The 19,203-nt window shown below is 67.4% G+C and carries 17 protein-coding genes and 2 tRNA genes; 13 read left to right on the plus strand and 6 right to left on the minus strand.

The annotated features are described in order from the left end of the window. The first annotated feature begins 5 nt into the window (after positions 1-5). The 3 genes from mmsB (at position 6) to BM372_RS15510 (ending at position 3,148) form a co-directional block, all read left to right on the plus strand. The gene (mmsB, locus tag BM372_RS15500) at positions 6-908 is read left to right on the plus strand and encodes a 3-hydroxyisobutyrate dehydrogenase (protein WP_090956356.1); all 903 of its coding nucleotides are present in this window, start codon (positions 6-8) and stop codon (positions 906-908) included. A 40-nt stretch (positions 909-948) separates the two neighbouring features. Then, positions 949-2,433, plus strand: a complete 1,485-nt coding sequence (locus BM372_RS15505) for a CoA-acylating methylmalonate-semialdehyde dehydrogenase (RefSeq protein ID WP_090956357.1) — start codon at positions 949-951, stop codon at positions 2,431-2,433. A 154-nt stretch (positions 2,434-2,587) separates the two neighbouring features. Then, entirely contained in the window at positions 2,588-3,148 is a 561-nt protein-coding gene (locus tag BM372_RS15510) for an isochorismatase family protein (RefSeq protein ID WP_090956358.1), read from the plus strand. On the opposite strand, the gene BM372_RS15515 is transcribed toward BM372_RS15510, so the two are convergent. Then, a complete protein-coding gene (locus tag BM372_RS15515; RefSeq protein WP_256214348.1) occupies positions 3,135-3,677 on the minus strand; it encodes a hypothetical protein in 543 nt (180 codons plus the stop codon). The genes BM372_RS15510 and BM372_RS15515 overlap by 14 nt on opposite strands. A gap of 114 nt (positions 3,678-3,791) precedes the next feature. Between BM372_RS15515 and BM372_RS15520 the strand changes: the two genes are divergently transcribed. After that, complete coding sequence (locus BM372_RS15520; RefSeq protein WP_090956360.1) at positions 3,792-4,448, plus strand: alpha/beta hydrolase; 657 nt, start codon at positions 3,792-3,794, stop codon at positions 4,446-4,448. A gap of 55 nt (positions 4,449-4,503) precedes the next feature. Here the strand turns inward: BM372_RS15520 and BM372_RS15525 are convergent, their stop codons facing one another. After that, positions 4,504-4,740 (minus strand): RNA-binding S4 domain-containing protein, encoded by a 237-nt coding sequence (locus BM372_RS15525; protein WP_090956361.1) that lies wholly within the window; start codon positions 4,738-4,740, stop codon positions 4,504-4,506. 33 nt (positions 4,741-4,773) lie between these two features. On the opposite strand from BM372_RS15525, the gene BM372_RS15530 reads away from it, so the two are divergent. The 3 genes from BM372_RS15530 (at position 4,774) to BM372_RS15540 (ending at position 8,286) form a co-directional block, all read left to right on the plus strand. Then, on the plus strand, positions 4,774-5,739 hold the full coding sequence (locus BM372_RS15530; RefSeq protein WP_090956362.1) for a DMT family transporter: 966 nt from the start codon (positions 4,774-4,776) through the stop codon (positions 5,737-5,739). A gap of 160 nt (positions 5,740-5,899) precedes the next feature. After that, the gene (locus BM372_RS15535) at positions 5,900-7,285 is read left to right on the plus strand and encodes a glycine--tRNA ligase (RefSeq protein WP_090956363.1); all 1,386 of its coding nucleotides are present in this window, start codon (positions 5,900-5,902) and stop codon (positions 7,283-7,285) included. A 2-nt stretch (positions 7,286-7,287) separates the two neighbouring features. Then, positions 7,288-8,286 carry a GNAT family N-acetyltransferase gene (locus BM372_RS15540; protein ID WP_090956364.1) on the plus strand — a complete coding sequence of 333 codons (999 nt, stop codon included), beginning with the start codon at positions 7,288-7,290 and terminating at the stop codon, positions 8,284-8,286. 84 nt (positions 8,287-8,370) lie between these two features. Here the strand turns inward: BM372_RS15540 and BM372_RS15545 are convergent, their stop codons facing one another. From BM372_RS15545 to BM372_RS15555, 3 genes are all read right to left on the minus strand, one after another. Then, positions 8,371-9,810, minus strand: a complete 1,440-nt coding sequence (locus BM372_RS15545) for a short-chain fatty acid transporter (protein WP_256214321.1) — start codon at positions 9,808-9,810, stop codon at positions 8,371-8,373. A 69-nt stretch (positions 9,811-9,879) separates the two neighbouring features. Next, a complete protein-coding gene (locus tag BM372_RS15550) occupies positions 9,880-10,695 on the minus strand; it encodes a DUF1295 domain-containing protein (protein WP_090956366.1) in 816 nt (271 codons plus the stop codon). Continuing rightward, positions 10,695-11,447, minus strand: a complete 753-nt coding sequence (locus BM372_RS15555; RefSeq protein ID WP_090956504.1) for an alpha/beta hydrolase — start codon at positions 11,445-11,447, stop codon at positions 10,695-10,697. Before BM372_RS15555 ends, BM372_RS15550 begins: the two co-directional genes overlap by 1 nt. A 266-nt stretch (positions 11,448-11,713) precedes the next feature. On the opposite strand from BM372_RS15555, the gene BM372_RS15560 reads away from it, so the two are divergent. The 6 genes from BM372_RS15560 to BM372_RS15585 all read left to right on the plus strand — a co-directional run bounded on the left by BM372_RS15560 (position 11,714) and on the right by BM372_RS15585 (position 18,157). Then, complete coding sequence (locus BM372_RS15560) at positions 11,714-13,234, plus strand: YibE/F family protein (RefSeq protein ID WP_090956367.1); 1,521 nt, start codon at positions 11,714-11,716, stop codon at positions 13,232-13,234. A 101-nt stretch (positions 13,235-13,335) separates the two neighbouring features. Beyond that, the gene (gene dusB, locus BM372_RS15565; protein WP_090956368.1) at positions 13,336-14,514 is read left to right on the plus strand and encodes a tRNA dihydrouridine synthase DusB; all 1,179 of its coding nucleotides are present in this window, start codon (positions 13,336-13,338) and stop codon (positions 14,512-14,514) included. After that, entirely contained in the window at positions 14,507-15,796 is a 1,290-nt protein-coding gene (locus tag BM372_RS15570) for a deoxyguanosinetriphosphate triphosphohydrolase (RefSeq protein WP_090956369.1), read from the plus strand. The genes dusB and BM372_RS15570 overlap by 8 nt, the downstream gene beginning before the upstream one ends. A 52-nt stretch (positions 15,797-15,848) precedes the next feature. Then, on the plus strand, positions 15,849-17,822 hold the full coding sequence (gene dnaG, locus BM372_RS15575; RefSeq protein ID WP_090956370.1) for a DNA primase: 1,974 nt from the start codon (positions 15,849-15,851) through the stop codon (positions 17,820-17,822). A 53-nt stretch (positions 17,823-17,875) separates the two neighbouring features. Continuing rightward, a tRNA-Asn gene (locus tag BM372_RS15580) sits at positions 17,876-17,948 on the plus strand. 136 nt (positions 17,949-18,084) lie between these two features. Continuing rightward, positions 18,085-18,157: transfer RNA gene (locus BM372_RS15585), tRNA-Asn, on the plus strand. A gap of 164 nt (positions 18,158-18,321) precedes the next feature. On the opposite strand, the gene BM372_RS15590 is transcribed toward BM372_RS15585, so the two are convergent. Further along, positions 18,322-18,729: a hypothetical protein gene (locus BM372_RS15590; RefSeq protein ID WP_090956371.1), complete on the minus strand. Its 408-nt coding sequence runs from the start codon at positions 18,727-18,729 to the stop codon at positions 18,322-18,324. Positions 18,730-19,203 lie beyond the last annotated feature (474 nt).

The following is a 19,203-nucleotide window of genomic DNA, read 5'->3' on the forward strand; positions in this document are numbered from 1 at the left end:
ATGCCATGGCAGTAATCGCCTGGATCGGACTGGGGAACATGGGCGGATCCATGTCGGTCAACCTCGCCAAGGCCGGACACGAGGTCCGCGGCTTCGACCTTAGCCCGGAGGCGGTCGCCGCCGCCGCGGCCGGGGGAGTCAAGCCCGCGGGCAGCATCGCCGAGGCCGTGGCCGGCGCGGACGTCGTCTTCACCATGCTTCCCAAGGGGGAGCACGCCCGCACCGTGTACCTTGGCGCGGACGGCGTCCTGGCCCACGCCGACACCCGGACGCTGCTGGTGGATTCCTCCACGATCGACATCGCCTCCGCCCAGGCCCTGCACGACGGCGCTGCTGCCGCGGGGTTCCGCTTCGTCGACGCCCCCGTCTCCGGCGGCATGAGCGGCGCGAAAGCAGCAACGCTGACCTTCATGATCGGCGGTGAGGCCGGCGCCGTCGCCGAGGCCACGGAGTACATCCGTCCGATGGCCGCGAACATCATCCCGACCGGCGGACCCACCACCGGTCAGGCCGCCAAGATCTGCAACAACCTCATGCTCTTCATCAACCTGGCCTCGACAGCCGAGGGAGCCGTCCTGGCCGACCGCCTCGGACTGGACAAGCAGGTCTTCTGGGACATCGCCTCCGTCTCCTCCGGCGACAGCTGGGCCCTGCGCACTTGGTATCCCGTCCCCGGCGTCGTCCCGACCGCCGCCTCCAACAATGACTTTGCCCCGACGTTCACCACCGAGTTGGCGAACAAGGACATCGGGCTGGCCATTAGCGCGGCCCGCGATACGGGCACCCCGCTGGAAATCGGCGAGCATGTCCAGCAGCTGTTCCAGCGCCTCATCGACTCGGGCGAGTCCGGCAAGGACTGCTCGATGATCATCAAGCTTGTCGACGGCTCGCTCGAGTCCGCCAACTAGCCGCCCCTCACCGCCTGCACCACACGAAAGAGACCCACCCATGGAACGCATCCCGCACGTCATCAACGGCGCCCTGATTTCCGACGCCGAGCGCTTCGGACCCGTCTTCAACCCGGCCACCGGCGAGCAGGAGAAGGAGGTCGCCCTGGCCTCCGCCGCCCGCGTCGAGGAGGCCATCGCGGCTGCCCGGGCCGCCCTGCCGGGATGGCGGGCAACCAGCCTGGCCAAGCGCACCGGCATCTTCTTCAAGGTCCGTGAACTGCTCATGCAGCGCCGGCCGGAATTGGCAGCGCTCCTGACCAGCGAACACGGCAAGGTGCTCTCCGACGCCGAAGGCGAAATCACGCGCGGCCTGGAAAACATCGAGTTCGCCACCGGACTGTCCCACATGCTCAAGGGCGAGCGCTCCGAACAGGTCTCCGGCGGCGTAGACGTCCACTCGGTCCGCCAGCCGGTCGGCGTCGTCGCCTGCATCACGCCGTTCAACTTCCCGGCCATGGTGCCCCTCTGGATGATCGGCAGCGCCCTGGCCTGCGGCAACACCGTGCTTTTGAAGCCGAGCGAAAAGGACCCGTCCTCGGCAGTCTTCATCGCGCAGGTGTTCGCCGAGGCAGGCCTGCCGCCCGGCGTCCTCAACGTGGTCCACGGCGACAAGGAAGCCGTCGACGTGCTCCTGGAACACCCGGACGTCAAGGCCGTCAGCTTCGTCGGTTCCACCCCGATCGCGCAGTCCATCTACAAGCGCGCCGCCGACCACGGCAAACGCGTCCAGGCCCTTGGCGGCGCCAAGAACCACATGGTGGTCCTGCCGGATGCGGACCTGAACATGGCCGCCGACGCCGCCGTCTCCGCCGCCTACGGTTCTGCGGGGGAGCGCTGCATGGCCGTCAGCGTCCTGGTCGCCGTCGGCAACATCGCTGACGAGCTCGTGGACGCCATCACCACCCGGATGGCCACGCTCAAGATCGGCCCGGGCACGGATCCGTCGTCACAGATGGGTCCGCTCATCACCGCCGACCACCGCAACAAAGTTGCCTCCTACGTGGCCGGCGCCGCCGACGAGGGCGCCACCGTGGTGGTCGACGGCCGCGACCAGGAATTTGACTCCAACGGCTTCTTCCTCGGCGTCAGCCTGATCGACCACGTCAAGCCGGGTATGAAGGTCTACGACGACGAGATCTTCGGCCCCGTGCTTTCGGTGGTCCGCGTGGCGACCTACGCCGACGCCGTCAAGCTCGTCAACGACAACGAGTTCGGGAACGGGGTGGCCATCTTTACCCGCGACGGCGGCGCCGCCCGGCAGTTCGAGTTCGACGTCGAGGCCGGCATGGTGGGCGTCAACGTGCCGATCCCGGTGCCGGTGGGCACCTTCTCCTTCGGCGGCTGGAAGAGCTCGCTCTTCGGCGACACCCACATGTACGGCCCGGAGAGCATCCGCTTCTACACCCGCGGCAAGGTTGTCACCACCCGCTGGCCGGACCCCTCCACCTCCGTAATCGACCTCGGCTTCCCCCAGGTGGACTGACCGGACGGCGCCACCGGCCAACGCGGCCAGCTACCAACGCGGGGTCACTTCGCGCCCAATCCGGCACCGGAATTGGGCCGTAAGTGACCCCGCGTTGCTTTGTGGCCGTGGGGTTAGAGTGGGCAGACAGGGACGCCAGGATCCGGGAGGAATTGTGACCACGCTCGCCAACCGCCCCAACACCGCGTTGCTCGTCGTCGACATGCAGGTCGCCGTCGTTGCGCAGGCCTATCGTCGGAACGGCGTCGTCGCGACCGTCGCCGCCCTCGTGGACAGGGCCCGGAACGCCGGTGTTGACGTCGTCTGGGTGCAGCACCAGGGCGAGGAACTCCCGCGCGGCAGCGACGGCTGGCAGTATGTGCCCGAGCTCGCACGCCGCGACGCCGAGCCGCTCGTGCCCAAAGAGTACAGCGACGCCTTCGAGGGCACCGACCTCGAGGCCGTGCTCGCCGATCGCGGCATCGGCCGGTTTTTCCTGGCCGGTGCGCAGACTGACGAGTGCATCCGCTCGACGCTCCACGGCGCGATCACCCGGGGCTACGACGTCACGCTGGTCGCAGATGCCCATACCACCGAGGACCTTACAGATTTTGGCGCGCCGCCGCCCGAGCTCGTGGTGGCCCACACCAATTTGTACTGGCAGTACCACAAGGCGCCGGGACGGACGGCGGGAACGGTCAACGCGGCCGACGTCGACTTCGCTAGCCCTTCATGATCTCCGCGCGCCGGGCCATGTAGTCCTCCATGGACAGCTTGCCGTCACTGTATTGCTGGTCGAGTTCGGCCAGCTTGCGTGCCCGGTAACCCTTCGGCGCCGACGGGTCCTGCGGCACCTGCGGCTGTGCCGTTTCCTGTCCTGTTCCTTGTCCTGTTCCTTGTCCCGTTCCGGGCTGCTGGGGATGCTGGTTGTTCAGGTACTCGGGGCTGTCCTCATAGGGAACGGGAGGCTGGTAGCCTGCCGGGCCCGGGTACTGCTGGCCGGGATATGGATCGTTCGGGAACGGCTGGTTGGGGAACCTGGGTCCGGGCTGCTTGGGAGCGCCCAGCTGGCCGAAGCCGCCAAAATAGTCCTGCTGCGTGTAGCCGTCCCGCGGCTGCTTGTTCTGGTTTCCGGAACTGTTCTGGTTTCCGGGGAACTGGCCGAACTGGCCGGGCGTGCCCTGGTTACGGCCCCGGACGGACCTGCGGTAAAGGCGTACTGCCATTGGGATCACGAATGACAACACAATGATCCAGAAGAACATGCTGCTCACGGTAGGGGCCTTTCATCTGCCGGACCGGGGAGTGTTCCTTCAGTTTAGGCCCCGCAGCTTCAGGACAGTGCAGGATCAGGGCACCGCAACTGTAAGAATGGTGCCATGACTCACGCTGATGCCTTCCCCGCCCCTGTCGTCGAATGGTCCCAGCCGGAACAGGAGCGTGCGGGCAAGCCGCTGCTGGTCCTGTTGCACGGCTATGGCGCCAACGAACAGGATCTGCTCAGCCTGGCGGAGATGCTCCCGCAAGACTTCGCGGTGGCCTCCGTGCGCGCCCCCATTGCCATGGGCCCGGGATTCACGTGGTTCCCGCTCACCGCTTCCATCGACTATTCGCTCGACGCCGTCAAGGACGCCGCCGGCTACGTCCTGGACTGGCTCGACGGCATCAAGGCAGACCACGCGTCGGTGACGCTGCTCGGGTTCTCGATGGGCATGGCCATGGCGACCACCATGCTGCGGCAGCGTCCGGCGGACTTCGCCGCCGTCGTCGGCCTGTCAGGGTTCGTCGTCGACGCCGGCGCCGACCCCAGTTTCCGCGACGGAGACCTGGACGGAACCCTGCCGCTGTTCTGGGGCCGGGACCAGCAGGATCCCGTGATCACCGAGGACAAGATTGAGTACACCATGGGCTGGGTCCGCAAGCACGTGAAGCTCACCAAGGTCCTCTACACGGGCATGTGGCACGGCATCAACCAGCAGGAAATCGGCCACGTTTCGGAGTTCCTCACGCACGAGGTCCTTAACTCCAGGAAGTGACGGCCGGGACGTAAGGCACCGTGAAGCGCCCGCCAGGATGCAGCGGTGCTGGCCGCTAAGAGGCTGCCCGCGCGCTGATCCGAACGGTGCGGCCGTTCGCGGTGACGGTGTCGCCGTCGTGCAACTGGCGGCCCCGGCGCTCCTCGATTTCGCCGTTGACCAAGACCCGCCCGTTTTTGATCAGTTCCGCGGCCTCCACACCGTCCTCGACCAGGTCCGCGAGCTTCAGCAGCTGGCCCAGCCGGATCATGTCGTCGCGGATGGTGATGGTTTCCAATTCCGAATCGCTCATATAGGCAATGATGCCTGACCAAAGGTGGCACTCATGACCCACACACCCCGGCTCCCGCTCATCGCGGGGCTGCCCATGGCCGTCGCGGCGGGGTTGTTCATACCGTTCCAAGGCCGGATCAACGGTGCACTCGGGGCGGCGCTCGACGACGGAATCGCCGCCGCCGTCGTCAGCTTCAGCACCGGCCTGGTGGTGATGGCCGTCATTTCCGTGGTGCTGCCCAAGGGCCGGGCCGGGGTGGCACGGATCCTGCCGGTCCTGCGTGAACGGCAGTTTCCGCCCTACTACGTGCTGGCCGGCTGCATCGGGGCCCTGTTCGTCTTCGCCCAGTCCTTCACCGTCGGGCTTCTCGGCGTTGCCCTCTTTACCGTGGCCGCCGTGACGGGGCAGACGCTCAGCGGACTGCTGGTGGACCGGATCGGCATAGGACCGGCGGGGAAGAGGCCCATCACCGGCATCCGGGTGGTGGGCAGTGTGCTGACCGTTGCCGCCGTCGCGTGGGCCGTGTCACCCAAGTTCAGCGCCGGGGAATCCGGGCTGCAGCTGCTTGTGCCCCTGCTGCTGCCGGTCCTGGCCGGCTTCCTGATGAGTTTCCAGCAGGCCATGAACGGCACAGCCACCGTTCACTACGGGTCCCCGATCGCCGCAACGGCCGTGAACTTCGTTGCCGGCGGGACCCTGCTGTGGGCGGCCTGGCTGGTCAAGCTGGCCGTGGCCGGGGCCGGCAACCCGCTTCCCGCCCAGTGGTGGTATTACCTTGGCGGGCCGCTCGGCTGCATCTTCATCGGCGTCGGCGCCCTCCTGGTCCGCAGCCTGGGGGTGCTGGTCACCGGCCTCGGGATGATCGCCGGGCAACTGCTGGGGTCCCTCGGACTGGACCTCATGCTGCCGGTCCCGGGCACCGTCGTCGCACTTCCCACAGTCCTTGGCTCGCTACTGACACTCGGGGCGATCATCCTGGCCACCCTGCCGTGGCCGCGGGGCGCGCTGAAGCGGTAGCGTGCCGGTAGGCTTGGAGATTGCATCGCACAGTTCGCGTCGCATTGGTATCGCACAGTTCGCACTGCACTGTTCGTTTCACCCCGTCCGGCAACCAGCCGGTGACCCGGGGCTGACACCGCGGACCGCACCCAGCGGCCCTGTAGAAATTGGAGTTCCCATGGCAGCAAAATCCGTCCTCGACCAGATCATCTCCCTCGCCAAGCGCCGGGGATTCGTTTTCCAGGCCGGTGAAATCTATGGTGGCTCCCGTTCTGCCTGGGACTACGGGCCGCTCGGCGCCGAACTCAAGGAAAATATCAAGCGCCAGTGGTGGCAGTCCGTGGTCCGCGGCCGCGAAGACGTCGTGGGCCTCGATTCATCCGTCATCCTGCCCCGCCAGGTGTGGGAGGCCTCCGGTCACGTCGAGGTCTTCTCCGACCCGCTGGTTGAGTGCCTGTCCTGCCACAAGCGCTACCGCGCCGACCACCTCGAGGAAGAGTACGAGGAGAAGAAAGGTCGTCCTGCCGAGAACGGCCTCAAGGACATCGCCTGTGCCAACTGCGGTACCCGCGGCCAGTGGACCGAGCCCCAGGAATTCTCCGGCCTGCTCAAGACCTACCTCGGCCCCGTCGCCAGCGATGAAGGCCTGCACTACCTGCGGCCTGAAACGGCCCAGGGCATCTTCGTGAACTTCAGCAACGTACTGACCACATCGCGGAAGAAGCCGCCGTTCGGCATCGGCCAGATCGGCAAGTCGTTCCGCAACGAGATCACGCCGGGCAACTTCATCTTCCGCACCCGCGAGTTCGAGCAGATGGAGATGGAATTCTTCGTCGAGCCCGGCACCGACGAGCAGTGGCACGAATACTGGATGAAGGAACGCATGTCCTGGTACACCGGCCTGGGCATCCGGGAAGAAAACCTGCGCTTCTTCGAGCACCCGCTGGACAAGCTCAGCCACTACTCCAAGGGCACCACGGACATCGAATACCGCTTCGGCTTCCAGGGCTCGGAATGGGGCGAGCTGGAAGGCATCGCCAACCGCACCGACTTTGACCTCTCGACCCACGCCAAAGCCTCCGGCGCGGACCTGAGCTACTTCAACCAGGCCACCAACGAACGCTACACGCCGTACGTGATTGAGCCCGCCGCCGGCCTGACCCGTTCGTTCATGGCCTTCATGATCGATGCCTACACCGAGGACGAGGCCCCCAACGCCAAGGGCGGCGTCGACGTCCGCACCGTGCTCAAGCTCGATCCACGCCTGGCCCCGGTGAAGGCCGCGGTTTTGCCGTTGAGCCGCAACGAGGACCTGTCCCCGAAAGCCAAGGACCTCGCCGCCCAGTTGCGCAAGAACTGGAACATCGACTTCGACGACGCCGGCGCCATCGGCCGCCGCTACCGCCGCCAGGACGAGATCGGCACCCCGTTCTGCATTACCGTGGACTTCGACACGCTTGAGGACCAGGCCGTCACCATCCGCGAACGCGACACCATGAGCCAGGACCGCGTCTCCCTGGACAAGGTGGAAGGCTACCTGGCCGCGCGGCTGATCGGCGCCTGATCATGGCCATCGAATACCGGGAATGGCGGGAGGGCGACGACCTCGCGCTGCTGGAAATCTGGGGCGGCCCTGAGACCGTACAGGCCGGGCAGTTCCGCGGCACGCTGGCGCCGTCAGGCAATGCCCCCTGGCGCCGCTGCATCGTGGCCGAGGACGTCGTGGACGGAGTCCCCATTCCCGTGGCGGCCGCCGTGGTCCACGAGGCCTCGCTGCACCCGGAACGGCTCTGGGCGTACATCGAAGTGGCCCGGGACCACCGCCGCGCCGGCGTCGGGTCCACCCTGCTGACCATGCTCCGGCACGAGGCCGCCCGGGCGCCGTCGGCAGTGTCCAAGCTCCGCTGCAAGGTGGAGCCCGGCACCCCGGGGGCGGCGTTCGCCGAGGCCGCGGGCATGGCCCCCATCCAGCGCTCCCGCCTCGTCGTCGTGGACCCGGCGCCGCTCAAGCTGCCAGTGTTCGGTGACGGTTCCGAGTCGGCAGCCACTGACCAGGTCGAGGACCTGGCCACGGGGTCGGTGGAGCTCAGCGACGTCGTCGGCCGCTATTACACCGCCGTGCACCACTGGGACAGCCCGGGGGATTTGAGCGTCGCCATGGTGCAGCGTTTGTTCCTGGACGACCTCAGCGGCGCGCACGGCGCGATCGTGCTGCGGGCGCCCAAGGCCAGTGCCTTCGGGCACGGCATCGCGGCCAGCCGGAAGGGCCGGCTGGAGGGGTTCGCCATCAGCTATGCCGAGGGAGCCCCGGCTGCCGGCACCGACAGTGCCGGCGGCGTCGCGGTGCCCAGCGAAGTCTTCCTCGGACACGAGCCGAAGCTCGGCGCGGAGGAGGCCCGGGCTGCGGTGCGGGACCTGCTGGCCCTGATTGCCTACCAGCACCCGGTGATGCTGGAACTGGACGACGCGATGACCGCGCTGCGCGCCGTCGTCGAACCGCTGCTCGAGAACGGCAAGGCCCGTGTCCAGGGCTCCGAAACACTCGTCGTGGCCGACCCGGCGTAGGCCTTAAAGCGACTGACCCGCCACTGTGGCCGTTATGAGAAGTCATAACGGCCACAGCTGCGGGTCAGTTGGCGTTAAGCCCTGTTACTTGGGCATCACGGGCGGGACGAAGTCAAAGGTCATCCCCAGCAGCCACACGAGCAGCAGTACCACGGGGAGGTGGAAAATGAACTGCAGGAACGTGAAGCCCACCAGGTCCCGGGCGCGCAACCTCAGCACGGCCAGCAGCGGCAGCATGAAGAAGGGGTTGACCAGGTTCGGCAGCGCCTCGGCGATGTTGTAGATCTGCACGGTCCAGCCAAGGTTCATCTGGACGTCGGTGGCGGACTGCATCACGTAGGGCGCCTCCACCAGCCATTTGCCGCCCCCGGAGGGGACCAGGATTCCCAGGACCGCCGTGTAGAGGGCAATAACGACGGCGAAGCCGCCGCCGCTGCCGATGTCGGAGAAGAACGCGGCCAGGTGGGTGGAGAGCGTCATCCCCCCGCTTCCCGTGGCCTTGGTCAGAATGGCCGCCATCGCGGCGTAAAGCGGGAACTGCACGAGGATGCCTGCGGTGGCCGGGACTGCCTTCGTGACGGCCTGCAGGAAGTTCCGCGGCGTCCCGTGCAGGACCAGGCCCAGGATGAGGAAGACCAACAAGTAGCCGTTGAGGCTGCTGACCACGCTGAGGAACGGCTTGGTGAGGAACTGCGAGACGAGCCACCCGAGCGTGAGGACGCTGGCCAGGATCGGCAGGACCTTGCTGTATTCGAGCCATTCACCCGGCCGGGACCGCGGCGCGGGCTCGCTCGGTTCATCATCCAGGTCCACTCCCAGATCCTCGGCGGTGCGGATCGAGCCGCCCTGAGGTGCCGAGAAGTGCGCGATCACGGTGGTGAGTGCCATCAGGATGGCCAGCGTCAGCAGCGACTGCCAGGTGAAGATTGTGGTGCCGAAGTCCAGGACGCCGGTGATCTTCAGCAGCGCCGGAGGCAGCGACGCCGCCGTGGCCTGCAGCTGCGCGGCAGAGGAGGACAGGCCCAGCGCCCAGACAGCGCCGAGGCCCATGAACGCCGCCGCGCCGAGGGCCCGGTAGTCCACTGTCAGGTCCTTGCGGCGGGCGATGGCCCGGGCCAGGAGCCCGCCGAAGATCAGGCTGAGTCCCCAGTTGAGGAAGGACACGGACATCGAGAGCATGGCCACGAAGCTCACCGCCGTCCGCGCGGTCGAGGGCACGAGGGCAAGCTTGTTGATCAGCCTCGCCACCGGTGGTGACGTGGCCACGACGTAGCCGGTCAGGACCACCATGGCCATCTGCAGGGTGAAGGCGGTCAGGTCCCAGAAGCCGTTGCCGAAGGAATCAGCGATCGCCTGCGGCGAGGCGCCGATGGCCAGTGCGGCCACGGCGATAATGACGACGCCGGCGAGGGCGAAGATGTAGGCGTCAGGGAACCACTTCTCGGTCCAGGCCGCCATGCGCTGGGCTATCCGTGCCAGGCCCCGTTCTTCGATTCCGTCCTTGGTCACGACTGTGCTTGCCACAGGTGTCCTCTCCATTGAGTGCGATTTGTACCCGTTGGAGTTTAGTCAAGATGATTGCGGAAGCCGGGCTTATCGGTGCCTGGTCCGCGCGCGCCGCGGCGGCAACGGCAGGAAGCCGGAGGTGGCGTCGAGGTATTCCTTGTAACCGGGCCGCGCGGACATCGCCTTTTCCGTCAGCGGCTTCCCCGTCTTACCGGCGAGCGTCCAGATCATCACGGCGGGGGAGAGGACGGTCAGGACGCCGGGCCACGAATCGGCGGCCACGAGGAAGAGACCCGCCCAGACGGCGGCGTCGCCGAAGTAGTTCGGGTGGCGGGTGTAACGCCACAGCCCGGTGTTGAGGACGGTGCCGCGACGGGCGGGATCGGCCTTGAACTGCGTGAGTTGCCAGTCCCCGACTGTCTCGAACACAAACCCCAGGATCCACACCAGGACGCCGAAGAACGCCAGCCAGCCCAGGTTTGCGGTGGCAAACATGCCGACCTGGATGGTGAGCGAAACGAAGAACATCACCACGCCCTGCGGTAGGTAGACCCGCCGCAGGGCGTAGGCGTTACGTGATCCGGGTGCCGTGGCGAGCATGTCCACATAGCGCGGATCCTCGTGGCCACCGCGGGCGCGGACACCAATGTGGACCGCGAGGCGGACGCCCCACACCGCGACGAGGACCAACAGCAGCAGCCGGCGGGCGGCGTCGCCGTATCCGGCCGAAAGCGCCCACGAGACGACGGCGACCACCACGAAGCCGAGGCCCCAGACGGTGTCAATGACCGAGTGCCGGTGCTGCCGCACGGCCACCGCGAAAGTCAGCGCCAGCAGCGCCACAATGCCTGCAATGACCCACGGCAGGCTGGCGAGGAAGGCTTCCAGGGGGAACGGCGGCATCACAACACCACCGGCATGCGTGTTCCCGCCGCGGGCAGGATGCGGTGCAAGGTCTTCGTGGCGGCGGCGACGTCGGCTCCTGTGGCCTCGCCGAAGGCGTTCAGGATGAAGCCCGTGGTCAGCGCATTCCACAACGGAACACGGCGGATCATGAAGTGGCCGGCACCCTTGAGGGAAACGTAGTCCACGGAGGCGGCGATACCCGTGGCCCGGCGGGCGTACCCGAGCGAGTTGCGCGGACTGGTCCAGCGATCTTCGGAACCGTGGACGATCAGGAGCCGGCGGCCCGCGACGGGTTCCACCGGCGTCCCGGCGCTGAGCCAGGGAGCAAGGGCGACGACGGCGTTGACCTGGGGATCGTCGGCGACGGACAGTGCCGTCAGGCCGCCCATCGAGTGGCCCAGCAGGTACACAGGCACCCCGGGATGATCACGGCGGATATGGGCGAGCGCCCAGCGGGCGTCCTGAACGGGGGACTTGTCCTTCCCGTTCCACCCCCGGTATCTGTTCCGCAGGGTCCAGACGGCCAGGCCCTGCCGGCCGCCCTGGTTCTTCAGCGCCTGGGCAAAGAGCAGCATCCGGGCGGGGCTCAGGTGGCGGCCGCGGACAGGATCGTAGCTGTCCGCCCGTCCGCCGTGCAGGATGAGTGCGACGCCGCGGGTCTGCCCGGTCGCCTTCGCTACGGTCAGCACGGCCTTGGCGGCAGGTCCTGAACGGCCGTGGTCCGGTTCGCGGTCGTCTGGTTTGTGCATGGCCACTCGTGTTCCTGTCCATCGTCTGTCTACCACCAACACTAGGTCGCGGCCCCTGCCCGTCAAGGCGGGTGCTGCCTAGTGTGGATTCGGAGCCGGCGCCCCGGCGGATGTGCGCCCTCCGGGGTAACCTCCGGGCGGACATTCCCCGCCTGCTCCAGGCCCCAGCGACGCCTTTGTGCTCGTGGGCGTCTTCATCTGCGTGGACTCTGCACGGACGGGCCCCGCCCACGACGTAAAGTCTTCCGCATGAGGTTGAACTGCTGATGGGCGCCGGACACTCGCATTCCCATACCGAAAATCCGGAGCCGACACCGCGGATGCTCGCGGCGCGGAAGAAGGCCAACTGGATCCTGGCCGCCGTCCTCATCCCGCTGACGCTGTTGACCTTGGCGGCTATGGCCTTCCTGTGGCCGTCGGGAAGCAAGGAAGGCCTTACGCTAGCCAGCCCCTACGCGGCGGCCCCGGGCGTGACGTTCGACACCGGCAAGATCCAGCGGGTCGTCGTCGGCAGCTGCTCGGATGCCTCGGCGAGCGGCGACCCCGCGCAGCAGGGCGCATCCGGTGCCGACGCCGCAGCGCCACCCCCGCAGGACGGCTCGCAATGTACCTTCGCCTACACCGAACCGGACAAGGGCGGCAACCCGGTGAAGGTGGTCATCAACCCTGACGTTGCGAAATCCCACGGGGTGAAACCGGGGGACAATATCCGCTATCTGAACCTCTCCAAGGCCCAGGGCGCGTCCGCCGACCAGGGGGCGCCGGCCTATGTCTTTGTCGACTTTGTCCGGACGCTGCCAATAATCTTTTTGGCCGTGCTCTACGCCGTTGTGGTGATCGCGGTGGCGCGCTGGCGCGGCCTGCGGGCCCTGATCGGGCTGGTCGGGGCCTACGTCGTGCTGGTCTCGTTCATGCTGCCCGGGCTCGTCGAAGGAAAACCGCCCCTGCTCCTGGCGCTCGTGGGGTCCACCGTGATCATGATCGGGGTGCTCTATTTTGCCCACGGCTTCTCAGCCCGGACCTCGACAGCGCTGCTGGGGACGATGTTCGGCCTCGCCATCACGGCTCTGCTGGCGGCCTGGGCCACCGACGCGGCCAACCTCGCCGGGGTGGGCAGCCACGACGCCGCCACGCTTTCCAACATTTCAGACCACATCTCGATCTCCGGCATCATCCTGTGCGGACTGATCATTTCCGGGCTTGGCGTGCTGAACGACGTCACGATCACGCAGTCGTCTGCGGTCTGGGAACTGTGGGAACTCGCCCCCGAGACCAGCGCCCGGCAGCTCTTCGCGTCCGCGATGCGGATCGGCCGGGACCATATTGCCTCCACTGTTTACACCATCGCTTTTGCCTATGCCGGTGCGGCCCTGCCCGTCCTGATCCTGGTCATGCTCTACGAACGGCCGCTCGGTGACGCCCTCACCAGCGCCGAACTCTCCGAGGAGGTCATCCGCACGCTTGTTGGTTCCGTGGGGCTCGTCCTCGCCGTTCCTGTTACAACCCTCGTCGCCGTGCTCGTGGTCAAAGCCACCGGGGTCAAGGGCGCCGGAACCGAGGGCCGCGGGGTCAAGGGCGCCGGAACCGAGGTCCGCGCGCTGGGCCCGGGTGCGGCGGCGCTCGCAGGTGCAATGGCCCGGGGTGGGCGGTCCGAGGACGGCGCCGCCTCCCCGGCCAGCGCATCCGTGGACGGGGACTCGGCGGACGGCACCGCCTGGGCAGGGCGGGACGACGCCGGTGCAGAGGCCGCCACGCGCCGCGGGCGGCGGGCAGCGCTGCGCGGCTGACGCAGCATCCGGCAGGGGCCGAATGTTTCCGCATAACCGCATGTTTCCACATAGCCGGAGCGGGATCGGGACGATTTGCCCGTCTTTGAGACAATGGTCGGGTGACTGTTGTAGCAACGCCTCCCGCCCCCAAGCTGGAACTCCCGCCCCTGAAGCTGGGTCCGATCACCGTGGACACCCCGGTGATCCTGGCCCCCATGGCGGGAATCACCAACTCCGCCTTCCGCAGGCTGTGCCGTGAATACGGCGGCGGCTTGTATGTGGCGGAGATGGTCACTTCGCGCGCGCTCGTGGAACGCACGCCGGAGTCGCTGCGCATTATTTCCCACGACGACGACGAGAAAGTCCGTTCCGTCCAGCTCTACGGTGTGGACCCCGTGACCGTCGGTCAGGCCGTCCGGATGCTGGTCGAGGAAGACCACGCGGACCACATTGACCTTAACTTCGGCTGCCCCGTCCCCAAGGTCACCCGGCGCGGCGGCGGCTCGGCGCTGCCGTGGAAGATCGACCTCTTTACCTCGATCGTCCAGACGGCCGTCAAGGAAGCCTCCAAGGGCAACATTCCGCTGACCATCAAGATGCGCAAGGGCATCGACGATGACCATTTGACGTACCTCGACGCCGGCCGGATCGCCCGCGATTCCGGGGTCGCCGCCGTCGCCCTTCACGGCCGCACGGCGGCACAGTTCTATTCCGGCCAGGCCGACTGGTCCGCCATCGCCCGGCTGCGTGAGGCGCTTCCGGACATCCCCGTCCTCGGCAACGGTGACATCTGGTCCGCCGAAGACGCGGTCCGGATGGTGCGCGAAACGGGTGTGGACGGCGTCGTCGTCGGGCGCGGCTGCCAGGGCCGGCCGTGGCTGTTCGGGGATCTCATGGCCGCGTTCGAAGGCAGCGAGCAGCGGTACCGGCCGGATCTGCGCCAGGTGGCCGAAAGCGTGTACCGTCACGCTGAGCTCATGGTCGAGACTTTCGGGGACGAGGGCAAGGCCCTGCGCGAAATCCGCAAGCACATGGCCTGGTACTTCAAGGGCTACGTGGTGGGAAGCGAGCTGCGCCACCAGCTGGCCCTGGTCACCAGCCTGGAAGTGCTGCGCGGGACCCTTGACCAGCTCGACCTCGACTCGCCCTACCCCGGGGTCGACGCCGAGGGCCCGCGCGGCCGCGCCGGCTCGCCCAAGAAGCCGGCACTGCCCAAGGACTGGCTGCTGAACCGCACCCTGGATGCCGAGCAGACGCGCGACATCTCCTTCGCCGAGCTGGACGTCTCCGGTGGCTGAGACCCGGACCACCGCGCCCGTCCTGGGCGGCTACACCTTCCGGGACTCCGCCCGGTGGGTCGAAGAGCCGGCCAAGAGCACCTACCGTTCGGACTTCGAGCGGGACCGTGCGAGGGTCCTGCACTCCTCGGCGTTGCGCCGGCTCGGCGCAAAGACCCAGGTGGTCGCCCCGGATACTGACGACTTCGTCCGGACCCGGCTCACCCACAGCCTTGAAGTGGCCCAGGTGGGCCGCGAACTCGGCCGGATGCTCGGCTGCGACCCCGACGTCGTGGACACCGCCTGCCTCAGCCATGACCTGGGCCACCCGCCCTTCGGCCACAACGGCGAAGCGGCCCTCAACGAGGTGGCCCACGGAATCGGCGGCTTCGAAGGCAACGCCCAGACGCTGCGGCTGCTGACCCGGCTGGAGCCAAAGGTCCTGGCCCCTGACGGCCGCCCGGCCGGGCTGAACCTGACCCGCGCGAGTCTCGACGCCGCCGCCAAGTACCCGTGGTCGGCCGTGAACGCGCCCGTCATCCACGGGGAGCGGACCAGCAAGTTCGGCGCCTACGAAGACGACCTCCCCATCTTCGAATGGATCCGCGACGGTGCCCCGGAGCGCCGGTCCTGCCTGGAAGCGCAGGTCATGGACCTGGCGGATGACATCTCCTACTCGGTGCACGACGTCGAGGACGCGATCGTGGCAGGCCATTTCCAGCTGCGCTGGATGGACAACCCCGACCACCGTGCCCGCGTCGTCGGTTACGCCAAACAGTGGTACCTGCCGCACAACGACCCCGCCGCGATCGACGCCGCCCTGGCCCGGCTCGAGGCTACGAGCGTCTGGGTGCGGGAGGCCGACGGCAGCCGGAAGGCCATGGCGGCGCTCAAGGACATGACCAGCCAGCTCATCGGCAGGTTCTGCCAGAGTGCACTGGAGGCCACCCGTGCTGTCTACGGGCCGGCAAACCTCACCCGCTACCACGCCGAGCTGATCGTCCCGGATGAGACCGTCATGGAAATCGCGGTGATGAAGGGCCTCGCCACCACGTTCGTCATGACCACCGAGCACCGCCAGCCCGTCTACGAGCGCCAGCGGGAGGTCCTGCATGCCCTGGTCACGGCGCTCAGCGCTTCGGGGGACCGCCACCTGGAACCGATGTTCGCGGCCGACTGGCTCGACGCGGCGGACGACGCCGCGCGGCTGCGGGTGGTGATCGACCAGGTCGCGTCGCTGACCGACGGCTCCGCGCTGGCCATGTACGAGCGGCTCGTGGGCAGCCTGCCGTCGCTGTGGTGACGGACACCATAGCCGCCCGGCCGGCGTCGTACCCGGGGCTTAGGATGGCACTGTGGCCGGCCTGATCAAACGCGAAGACATCGACGAAGTACGCCAGCGCACCGACATCAAGGAAGTCGTCGACGGCTACGTGACGCTCAAGGGAGCCGGGCTGGGGTCCTACAAAGGCCTGTGCCCCTTTCACGACGAGCGTTCGCCCTCCTTCACCGTGCGTCCCCAGGTTGGCCGGTACCACTGTTTCGGCTGCGGCGAGGACGGCGACGTCATCTCCTTCGTTCAAAAGCTGGACCACATTTCCTTCCACGAGGCAGTGGAAAAGCTGGCCCATCGGATCGCCTTCGAGCTCCACTATGAGGACGGCGGTTCCGGACCCAACCGGGAGGACATCGGCCGGCGTCAGCGGCTGCTGGACGCCCACAAGGTGGCCGACGAGTTCTTCCGTGCCCAACTGCTGACCCCGGGCGCGGCGGAGGGCCGCAACTTTCTCTACGGCCGGGGTTTTGACCGGGCGGCTGCGGAACAGTTCGGGGTGGGCTATGCCCCGCAGGGCTGGGACGCGCTGCTCAAGCACCTGCGTGGCCGCGGCTATACGGATGCCGAACTCAAGCTCACGGGCATGTTCTCCGAAGGTGGCCGGGGGATCTACGACCGTTTCCGCGGCCGGCTGATCTGGCCCATCCGCGACATCGCCGGCGACACCATCGGTTTTGGCGCCCGCAAGCTCTACGAGGACGACCAGGGCCCGAAGTACCTGAATACCCCCGAGACGGCGCTGTACAAGAAGTCGCAGGTCCTCTACGGGATTGATCTCGCCAAGCGAAACATCGCCAAGGACCGCCAGCTGGTGGTGGTGGAAGGCTACACCGACGTCATGGCCTGCCACCTGGCCGGGGTCCCGACGGCGGTAGCCACGTGCGGCACCGCCTTCGCCGCCGATCACATCAAAATCGCCCGCCGGCTGCTGTCCGATGACGGCAGCGGGGGAGAGGTAATCTTCACCTTCGACGGCGACGCCGCCGGCCAGAAGGCGGCGCTGCGCGCCTTCGAAGAGGACCAGCGCTTCGTCGCCCAAACCTTTGTGGCGGTGGAGCCAACCGGTGCAGACCCTTGTGAGCTCCGCCAGTCCAAGGGCGACTCCGCGGTCCGGGATCTTATCTCCAGCCGCCGCCCGCTGTTCGAGTTCGCCATCCGTGCCACGCTCAAACGGCACAACCTGGACACCGTCGAGGGCCGGATCGCGGCCTTGCGCGAATCAGCGCCGGTGGTGGCGCAGATCCGTGACGCCGGCATCCGGCCGGCGTACGCCCGAGAGTTGGCTGGCTGGCTGGGAATGCCGGTAGAGGAAGTCAGCAGGGCTGTCGGGGTGGCCACCAAGCGTGCCGCGCAGGCTTCAGCGGGCGGTCCGGGCGGCAGCCAGGGGAGCGGCCAGGGCGCCGGGCAGGGCCGGGGACCGGGGAGCGGCCAGGGGTTCGCCGCATCCGGCCGCGGCTACGCGGGGCCTGGGCCCGGCGTTGCCCCCCTGCCGCCGTCGGCCGTTCTTCCGTCCTATAACCGGCCCGACCCGCGCGACCCCGTTGCGGCGATGGAGCGCCAGGCCCTCGAAGTGGTGCTGCAGGAACCGCGCATGCTGGAGGGCGAGACGTGGCAGCGTTTCTCGGAATCGCGGCTTTCCACGCCTGCCTACCTCGCCATCCACGAGGCCATCCGCGCCACCGGACTCGAGGCCACCGGGGACCCGGTACGCTGGGTGGAGCAACTGCTGCAGGAGGTTCCGGAACCGCTGCGGCCGCTCGTGTCCGAACTCGCCGTGGTGCCGCTGCCTGCCAGCACGCCCGAGGGTGCCCAGCGCTACTGCAGGGACATCCTGGCCCGCCTTTTCGAGCTCCAGATCACCCGGGTGAAGGCCGAGAAGATGGGCCAGCTGCAGCGCCTGGATGCCTCGGCCGATCCCGAGGAGTTCCAGCGGCTGAACCGCGAACTCATGCAGCTGGAGATGCAGCGGAGGTCCCTGCGTTCGGACGCCTGAGCCGCCGATTTCATTTCCAGGGCCGGTGTTTGCTAGGCTTATACCCGCTTCATTCCTCCTTAGCTCAATTGGCAGAGCATTCGACTGTTAATCGAAGGGTTGCTGGTTCAAGTCCAGCAGGAGGAGCGCGCAGTCCCCGTTCCGGGCCTCCGGAACGGGGACTTTTTTATACCCGGAGGGGGTATCCGCCCCGGGGCCGGACCTGGTTCCGCGGCCGATTTCCCTACCGGCAAAACCTTTGCTAATGTCATACCTGCTTCATTCCTCCTTAGCTCAATTGGCAGAGCATTCGACTGTTAATCGAAGGGTTGCTGGTTCAAGTCCAGCAGGAGGAGCGGACAGGTCCCGCGGCCGGTGAAAACCAGCCGCGGGACCTTTTTTGTTGGGTCTCATCTTTTGTTGGGTCTCGTCGGGTCTCCCGTTGGGTTCGTTAACCCTGGAGGGGCTCAGCCAGCGTCGGAAGGTCCGCGGAACGGCGCGGGGTCCGGGCCGCCCGGGCTCAAACGAAGTACATTTCCACCTGCAAGAAGCGTTGGGCCTCGGCGACGGCGGCCTCGAACGCCTCCTGTTCGGTGGGCGACTTCCGCGGCTCGCGCGGATGCCATTCGTGCGGCGCCGAATGCACCTGGGTGAACCCGGCGCCCGGGGGTGCATAGAAGATGCCGAAGCGTTGCACCGGCCATTCCGGGGAGGTCTCCGGCGCCACCAGGAGGGCCGAGTCGGAGCCCGGGTTGTACCACTGGGCAATCGGGCGGCGGCGGTCCTCAGTGAACAGGCCGGCGGCGTACATGGCCGCCGACTGTGGGCTGGTCTGACTGCACAAGCGGTCCCACCACAGGGGCAGGATTCCGGTGTCGCACCGCTGCCACGTGGCGGGTAGGGGCTGAGGTTCCTGCCGGTGGGGCATGAAACAACTTTATCTCCCGCCGTGGACGTCCAACAGGGTGCGCATGTGCCAGGGTGCGGCCCGAGCGGTCGAGGCGGTTGTGCGGCACCCAGCTGGACATGCCCACTGCTGGGCCTTGCCGGTGGACATAGTCCCTTTGCGCCCACCCCAGGGCGCGAGGAATGGACATGTCCGAACCTAGTTGGCGCGAGGGGTGGACATCTCCCACCCAAGCGGCGAGGGATGGACATATCCGAACCTAGTTGGCGTGAGGGATGGACATGTCCAACCTAGTTGGCGCGAGGGACGGAGATCTCCCACCCAAACGGCGAGCGATGGACATGTCCCCACGGTGGCTCCGCGCGCCTGGTGGCCGGAGGACATGCTCAGCGCTGGACTTGGCCCGTGGACATAGCGCCAATATGCCCGGTCGTGGGCACGAGGAATGGACATGTCCGAACGTAGTTCGCGCGAGGAATGGACATGTCCCGACGG

The organism is Arthrobacter sp. ov118 (assembly GCF_900116495.1).
GTDB lineage: Bacteria > Actinomycetota > Actinomycetes > Actinomycetales > Micrococcaceae > Arthrobacter.